At 68.7% G+C, this 7,314-nt stretch carries 6 protein-coding genes; 2 read left to right on the top strand and 4 right to left on the bottom strand.

Features of this window, described 5'->3' with window-relative positions:
* The 4 genes from bioB to lysA form a co-directional block, all read right to left on the bottom strand.
* A partial coding sequence (gene bioB, locus KBZ04_RS12320) for a biotin synthase BioB (RefSeq protein WP_254992206.1) occupies positions 1–843 on the bottom strand: 843 nt, incomplete at its 3' end.
* Entirely contained in the window at positions 840–1,640 is an 801-nt protein-coding gene (locus tag KBZ04_RS12315) for an isoprenyl transferase (protein WP_254992205.1), read from the bottom strand. The genes bioB and KBZ04_RS12315, both read right to left, overlap by 4 nt.
* Positions 1,637–2,452, bottom strand: coding sequence for a diadenylate cyclase CdaA (cdaA, locus tag KBZ04_RS12310; RefSeq protein WP_254992204.1), 816 nt, complete (start codon positions 2,450–2,452; stop codon positions 1,637–1,639). The genes KBZ04_RS12315 and cdaA overlap by 4 nt, the downstream gene beginning before the upstream one ends.
* 48 nt (positions 2,453–2,500) lie before the next feature.
* Complete coding sequence (gene lysA / locus KBZ04_RS12305; RefSeq protein WP_254992203.1) at positions 2,501–3,916, bottom strand: diaminopimelate decarboxylase; 1,416 nt, start codon at positions 3,914–3,916, stop codon at positions 2,501–2,503.
* Positions 3,917–3,978: 62 nt separating this feature from the next.
* Here lysA and KBZ04_RS12300 point away from each other — a divergent pair, with 62 nt between their 5' ends.
* Together KBZ04_RS12300 and KBZ04_RS12295 are read left to right on the top strand one after the other, a co-directional pair.
* On the top strand, positions 3,979–4,443 hold the full coding sequence (locus KBZ04_RS12300; RefSeq protein WP_315860118.1) for a GNAT family N-acetyltransferase: 465 nt from the start codon (positions 3,979–3,981) through the stop codon (positions 4,441–4,443).
* Between the two features lie 177 nt (positions 4,444–4,620).
* Positions 4,621–7,182: an ATP-dependent Clp protease ATP-binding subunit gene (locus KBZ04_RS12295; protein ID WP_254992202.1), complete on the top strand. Its 2,562-nt coding sequence runs from the start codon at positions 4,621–4,623 to the stop codon at positions 7,180–7,182.
* The last annotated feature ends 132 nt before the right edge of the window (positions 7,183–7,314 follow it).

Below are 7,314 nucleotides of genomic sequence, written 5' to 3'. Positions count from 1 at the left end.
GCCCGCCAGCAGGCAGAGGATCTGGGCTTCACGCCCCAGCTGCTCGCGCCCGGCGCTGAGCCGCACGCGGCTGTGGGGCATGAGGATGCGGGCGGTGGCCACCATCCGCACCAGCTCCAGGGGGTCAACCGCGGGATGTTCCTCGAGCGGGGTGCCCTCCACCGCCACCAGGGCGTTGATCGGCACGCTCTCGGGGTGGGGATCCAGGCTGGCCAGCACCTGCAGCAGTCCGGCCCGGTCTTCGGGGCCCTCCCCCAGCCCGATGATGCCGCCGCAGCAGAGGTCGATGCCGGCGCTGCGCACCCGCTGCAGGGTGTCGAGCCGCTCCTGGTAGGTGCGGGTGGAAATGATCCGCTCGTAGTGCTCGGGACTGGTGTCGAGGTTGTGGTTGTAGGCGGTGAGCCCCGCCTCCGCCAGCCGGGCCGCCTGGTCGCCTGTGAGCATGCCGGCGGTGACGCAGGCCTCCAGGACCAGCTCCCGCACCCCCCGCACCATGGCGAGCATCGCCTCGAACGGCGCGCCGTCGCGGATCTCACGCCAGGCCCAGCCCATGCAGAAGCGGTGCGCACCGGCGTCCCGAGCCTGCCGGGCCCTCTCCAGCACCGGGGCCACCTCCAGCTGCGGCCCGCCGCCCACATCGCTGGGGTGGTGCATCGACTGGGGGCAGTAGGCGCAGTCCTCCTCGCAGCCTCCGGTCTTGACGCTCAGCAGCGAGGCCAGCTGCACGTGGTAGCCGGGGTTGGCGCTCCGGTGCACGCCCTGGGCCTGCCAGAGCAGATCCATCAGGGGCAGGTCGAGCAGGGCCTGGATCTCCTGGCGGGACCAGTCGTGGCGCAGGGTCATGGGGCGTTCTCCACACCGTTCTGGACGCCACTCTGCACGCCACCGAAGCGGCGTTGACGACCCTGATAATCAAGCAACGCCGCCAGCAGGGCCCCGGTGTCGAAGTCGGGCCAGAGCACCTCGGTGATGTGCAGCTCGGCATAGGCCAGCTGCCAGAGCAGGAAGTTGCTGATGCGCTGCTCGCCGCTGGTGCGGATCAGCAGGTCGGGGTCGGCATCACCGGCGGTGAACAGCTCGGCGGCGAACAGGTCCTCACTGATGCTGGCCGGATCGAGGTCGCCGCGGGCCGCTCGCTCCGCCAGGTGCCGGGCCGCCCGCACCAGCTCGCTGCGGCCGCCGTAATTGGTGCAGACGTTGAAATGGATGCCGGTGTTGGCGGCGGTGCGCTCGGTGGCATCCGTGATCAGCTCCTTGAGGCCCTCCGGCAGGGGCTCCAGATCGCCGAGAAAGCGGATGCGCACCTGCTGGCGTTCGAGCGCTTCCAGCTCCCGGGCAAGCACCCGTTCGAACAGGGCCATCAGGAAGGCCACTTCTTCGCCGGGTCGGGTCCAGTTCTCGGTGGAGAAGGCGTAGGCCGAGAGGGCGCCGATGCCCCAGTCGCTGCAGTGGCGCAGGGTGCGCTTGAGCGTCTCCACCCCGGCCCGGTGACCCATGGCCCTCGGCAGACCCCGCTGCCGTGCCCAACGGCCGTTGCCGTCCATGATCACCGCCACATGACGGGGCAGCCGAGCCGGATCCAGCTGGGCGGGCAGCTGGTCGGGATCGGACGATGGAGTGGTCGCCAGGGCGCGACTCATCCGCGATGTTCCGGCGGGTCCGCAGCCACGCTACGCCCCGTGGGCGCGGAGGCCAGGGCCTCGGTGAGCAGGTCGTGGAGCCGGCTACTGGTGATCGGCCGCTCCAGCCGCCCCTGGGAGGCCAGCGACAGGGTGCCCGTCTCCTCGGAGACGACGATGCAGAAGCAGCCGTCGTGGCGCTCGGTCAGCCCCATGGCGGCCAGGTGGCGGGTGCCATAGCGGTTCAGCCCCTGGCGGGAGAGGGGCAGAATCACGCCGGCCGCCACGATGCGGTTCTTCTGGACCAGCACGGCGCCGTCGTGCAGGGGCGTGTCCACGGCGAAGAGGTTCAGCATCAGCTCGACCGAGAGATGGGCGTCGATGCGGATGCCGGGGTTGAGGAAGTCCTCGGGCCTGAGGTCGCTGCCCAGATCGAGCACGATCAGGGCCCCGCAACGGGCCTGGGAGAGGCGGCCGGCGGCCTCCGTGATCATGCTCACCGACCCCGAGGCCAGCTGATCACGGCTGCGGTCGGCGAACAGCACCCCGAGGCGACCGGTGCCCAACAGTTCCATCAGGCGCCGCAGCTCCCCCTGCCACAGGATGGCCAGGGCGAGGCTGCAGGCGAGCACCAGGGCGTCCACCAGGCTGCTGGTGAGCGGCAGGTTGGCGTAGCGCTGCACGAACCAGGCCAGCGCCACCAGAAACAGATAGCCCCGCAGCAGCCAGAGTGTGCGGGCTTCGGTGACCCGGCCGAGCAGGAGCAGCCCGAGCAGGGAGGCGAACAGAAGATCGAGCAGCAGGCGGAAGTCGATGAGCCGCAGCCAGATCACAACGCTGAAGAGGGGCAGGCCGGTTCAACGCAGGGCCGCCTGACGGGCTCAGGATACCGGCAGCAATCGGTGGGGCAGAACGTCGTAGCGCAGTAGGTCTTCCGGCTGTTCCCGCCGCTGCACCACCTCGGCCACGCCGTCGTGGACCAGCACCGCCGCCGGCCTCGGGATGCGGTTGTAGTTGGACCCCATCGCCGCGTTGTAGGCTCCGGTGGCCAACACGGCGAGCACGTCGCCGGGGGCGGTGGCCGGGAGACGGACGTCGTGCAGCAGCACGTCACCGGACTCGCAGTGCTTGCCGGCGACGGTCACCAGGTCGGTGCCCTCGGCCAGGGGGCGGTCGGCCAGCACGGCCGTGTATAGGGATTGGTAGGTGATCGGGCGGGGGTTGTCGCTCATGCCGCCATCCACCGACAGGTAGGTGCGCAGGCCCGGAATCTGCTTGCGGCTGCCCACCGTGTAGAGGGTCAGACCGGAGGTGGCCACCAGGGAGCGGCCGGGTTCGCACAGCAGCCGCGGCAGCACCAGCTGGCGCTGGCGGCAGGCCTCGGCCACCGCCGTCGCCACCACCCGCACCCACTCCTGGATGCTCGGTGGATCATCGGAGCCCACGTAGCGGATTCCCAGGCCGCCGCCGACGTTGAGGTCGCCGCAGGGGTGGCCGAGGGAACGGGCCAGGGCCAGGGCCTCGGCCATCACCGCGGCCAGGTCGCGGTGGGGTTCCAGTTCGAAGATCTGGGAGCCGATGTGGGCATGCAGCCCATCCACCCGGGCCCAGGGGCAGCCGGCCAGGTGCCGCAGCACCGCCTCCAGCTGGTCGGGGTCGAAGCCGAACTTGCTGTCGAGGTGGCCGGTGCGGATGTACTCGTGGGTGTGGCATTCGATGCCCGGGGTGAACCGCACCAGCACCCGCACCGGCGCGGGCCGCCCGGCCGCCAGGGTGGCGAGCAGGGTGATGTCGTTCCAGTTGTCGAGGATCACCGTCACCCCCCGGTCGACGGCGAGCTGGTGCTCCTCGGCGGATTTGTTGTTGCCGTGGAAGACGATCCGCTCGGCCGGCATGCCGCCCTGCAGGGCCGTGAGCAGTTCGCCGGCCGAGACGGCATCGAGGCCCAGCCCCTCGGAGGCCACCAGCGCGGTGATCGCCAGGGAGCTGTTCGCCTTGGAGGCGTAGAGGGCCAGGGCCTCGCCGGGGTAGTGGGCGGCCAGCGCCTCCCGGTAGGCCCGGCAGGTGGCCCGCAGGGTGGCCTCGTCGAGCACGTAGAGCGGCGTGCCGTAGGTGCGGGCCAGATCGCTCAGCAGGCAGCCCCCCACCTCCAGCCGTCCGAGGGCATCGAGGCGGGCGCTGAGCGGGGCCAGGTTGCGGTTGGGGCTGTCGCGATCGAATCCCTGCTCGAACGGCGCCGCTGCTTCCCCGGCGGCAGGGACGACCGCGTCGGTCGCCGGAGATGCGCTGGTCAGCATGACGGCCTGCCCGGGGAAGGGTTCAAGATGTCTGATCGTAAGGATCCCTGCGCGCGCCGGCTGTGCTGTCCCCGTCACCGCCGCCGGCCCCGACGCTGATCCAGCTGGCCCCGAAGCACGCCGGCGCCTGCCTGGAGCTGGATCGGGCCGCCCTCGGCGGGATCTGGAGCCTGGCCCAGTGGCAGCGGGAGCTGGAGGAGGAGGCACGGCCAGGCCTGGGGTTGCGCCATGGAGATGAGCTGCTGGCCATGGCCTGCGGCTGGCTGGTGGTCGACGAGCTGCACATCACCCTGGTGGCGGTGGCCCCTGGCCACCGCCGCCGGGGACTGGGACGCCGGATCCTTCAGGAATTGATGGGGGCCGGGCTGCGCAGCGGCGCCTCCCGGGCCACCCTCGAGGTGGGGGCCGGGAACGGGCCGGGGAAGGGGCTGTATGAGGCCCTGGGGTTTCGCACCGCCGGTATCCGTCATGGTTACTACCGCAGTGGGGAGGATGCCCTGATCCAATGGATCAACCTGAAGAGGTGAAAGGGTGCGGATAACCGTAGATATCTATACCTACATCCCATAGATCTGGATGCGTTGTTTGTTTTCAGCTTCCCCTGAGCGCCTGCGGCGCAACGCTTTGGCCTGAGAGTGCCCCCGGCCTCCCACGCAGCCCTTCAATCCTGATAGGTTGGGTGCACTTGCATCAGGTCCCGCCCCATGTTCGAGCGGTTTACCGAGAAGGCCATCAAGGTGATCATGCTGGCCCAGGAAGAGGCCCGCCGCCTCGGCCACAACTTCGTCGGCACCGAGCAGATCCTGCTGGGCCTGATCGGCGAAGGCACCGGTGTCGCCGCCAAGGTCCTCAAGTCGATGGGGGTCAACCTCAAGGACGCCCGGGTCGAGGTCGAGAAGATCATCGGCCGCGGTTCCGGCTTCGTCGCCGTCGAGATCCCCTTCACCCCGCGGGCCAAGCGGGTTCTGGAGCTCTCCCTTGAGGAAGCCCGCCAGCTTGGGCACAACTACATCGGCACCGAGCACCTCCTGCTCGGGCTCATCCGCGAAGGTGAGGGCGTCGCGGCCCGCGTGCTCGAAAACCTCGGCGTCGACCTGGCCAAGGTCCGCACCCAGGTGATCCGCATGCTGGGTGAGACGGCCGAAGTGGCCTCCGGCAGCTCGGGCAAGGGATCCACCAAGACCCCCACCCTCGACGAATTCGGCAGCAACCTCACCCAGCTGGCCGCCGAGTCCAAGCTCGATCCGGTCGTGGGCCGCCACAACGAGATCGATCGGGTGATCCAGATCCTGGGCCGCCGCACCAAGAACAACCCCGTGCTGATCGGCGAGCCGGGCGTCGGCAAGACCGCCATCGCCGAGGGCCTGGCCCAGCGCATCACCCAGGGCGAGATCCCCGACATTCTTGAGGACAAGCGGGTCCTCACCCTCGACATCGGCCTGCTGGTGGCCGGCACCAAGTACCGCGGTGAGTTCGAGGAACGCCTGAAGAAGATCATGGAGGAGATCCGCTCCGCCGGGAACGTGATCCTGGTGATCGACGAGGTGCACACCCTGATCGGTGCCGGCGCCGCCGAGGGCGCCATCGATGCCGCCAACATCCTCAAGCCCGCCCTGGCCAGGGGTGAGCTGCAGTGCATCGGCGCCACCACGCTCGACGAGTACCGCAAGCACATTGAGCGTGATGCGGCCCTGGAGCGCCGTTTCCAGCCGGTGATGGTGGGCGAGCCTTCCGTCGTCGACACGATCGAGATCCTCAAGGGTCTGCGGGAGCGCTACGAGCAGCACCACCGCCTCAAGATCAGCGATGAGGCCCTCGTCGCCGCCGCCACCCTGGGCGACCGCTACATCAGCGACCGCTTCCTGCCCGACAAGGCCATCGACCTGATCGACGAGGCCGGCAGCCGGGTGCGGCTGCTCAACTCCAAGCTGCCCCCGGCGGCCAAGGAGGTCGACAAGCAGCTGCGTGGCGTGCAGAAGGAGAAGGAGGACGCCGTCCGCCAGCAGGACTTCACCAAGGCCGGTGAATTGCGCGACAAGGAAGTGGAACTGCGCGACCAGATCCGCTCGATCCTCCAGGCCCGCCGCGACGACGAACCCGCCGCCGCCGTCCCTGCAGCTGCCGAAGCGCAGGGGTCCTCCTTTGCCGGCATCGCGCCCGCCGACGACGGTGGCACCGATGAAAGCCGCGCCCCCCTGGTCACCGAGGAGGACATCGCCCAGATCGTCGCCTCATGGACCGGTGTGCCCGTGCAGAAGCTCACCGAGAGCGAGTCGGTGAAGCTGCTCAACATGGAGGAAACCCTCCACCAGCGCCTGATCGGCCAGGACGAGGCGGTCAAGGCTGTGTCCCGGGCCATCCGCCGGGCCCGCGTCGGCCTCAAGAACCCCAACCGCCCCATCGCCAGCTTCATCTTCTCCGGCCCCACCGGCGTCGGCAAGACGGAACTCACCAAGGCCCTGGCGGCCTATTTCTTCGGCAGCGAAGACGCCATGATCCGCCTGGACATGAGCGAATTCATGGAGCGCCACACCGTCAGCAAGCTGATCGGTTCGCCTCCTGGCTACGTGGGCTTCAACGAGGGCGGCCAGCTCACCGAGGCCGTACGGCGCCGTCCCTACACCGTGGTGCTGTTCGACGAGATCGAGAAGGCCCACCCCGATGTGTTCAACCTGCTGCTGCAGCTGCTGGAAGACGGCCGGCTCACCGACTCCAAGGGCCGGACGGTCGACTTCAAGAACACCCTGATCATCATGACCTCAAACATCGGTTCGAAGGTGATCGAGAAGGGCGGCGGAGGCCTGGGCTTCGAGTTCGGCGGCGGCGATGTGGAGGAAACCCAGTACAACCGCATCCGGTCCCTCGTCAACGAGGAGCTCAAGCAGTACTTCCGCCCCGAGTTCCTCAACCGTCTCGACGAGATCATCGTTTTCCGTCAGCTCACCCGTGACGAAGTCAAGTTGATCGCCGAGATCATGCTGCGGGAGGTCTTCGCCCGCATGCAGGACAAGGGGATCGGCATGTCCGTCACCGAGGCCTTCAAGGAGCGACTCGTGGAGGAGGGCTACAACCCCAGCTACGGAGCCCGGCCCCTGCGTCGCGCTGTGATGCGTCTGCTCGAGGATTCGTTGGCGGAGGAATTCCTTTCCGGCCGGATCGGAGACGGCGACGCCTGTCTGGTGGATGTCGACGATGACAAGCAGGTGGTGATCCGCAAGCAGTCCATCACCCCTCCGTTGCCGGAGCTGGCGGGAGCCAGCGCCTGAGTCGTCGCGACCTCGTTCGGCCGACTTCTACATTTCAAGGATGAGAAGGCGGCCATGATGGATTCCCTGCAGACCCATGCCATCGCTCCGGCCTTGGTTCTTCGCGGTGGCGGAGCTTGGGTCCAGGCCCTG

The organism is Cyanobium sp. N5-Cardenillas (assembly GCF_024345515.1).
Lineage (GTDB): Bacteria > Cyanobacteriota > Cyanobacteriia > PCC-6307 > Cyanobiaceae > Cyanobium.
Note: the sequence above shows the minus strand (reverse complement) of the source record. Positions and strands in the feature narration are given on the sequence as shown.

Coding starts and splice junctions, on each gene's coding strand:
- lysA (WP_254992203.1), bottom strand. CDS start 3,916: ATGCTGACCAGCGCATCTCCGGCGACCGACGCGGTCGTCCCTGCCGCC.
- KBZ04_RS12315 (WP_254992205.1), bottom strand. CDS start 1,640: ATGAGTCGCGCCCTGGCGACCACTCCATCGTCCGATCCCGACCAGCTG.
- KBZ04_RS12295 (WP_254992202.1), top strand. CDS start 4,621: ATGTTCGAGCGGTTTACCGAGAAGGCCATCAAGGTGATCATGCTGGCC.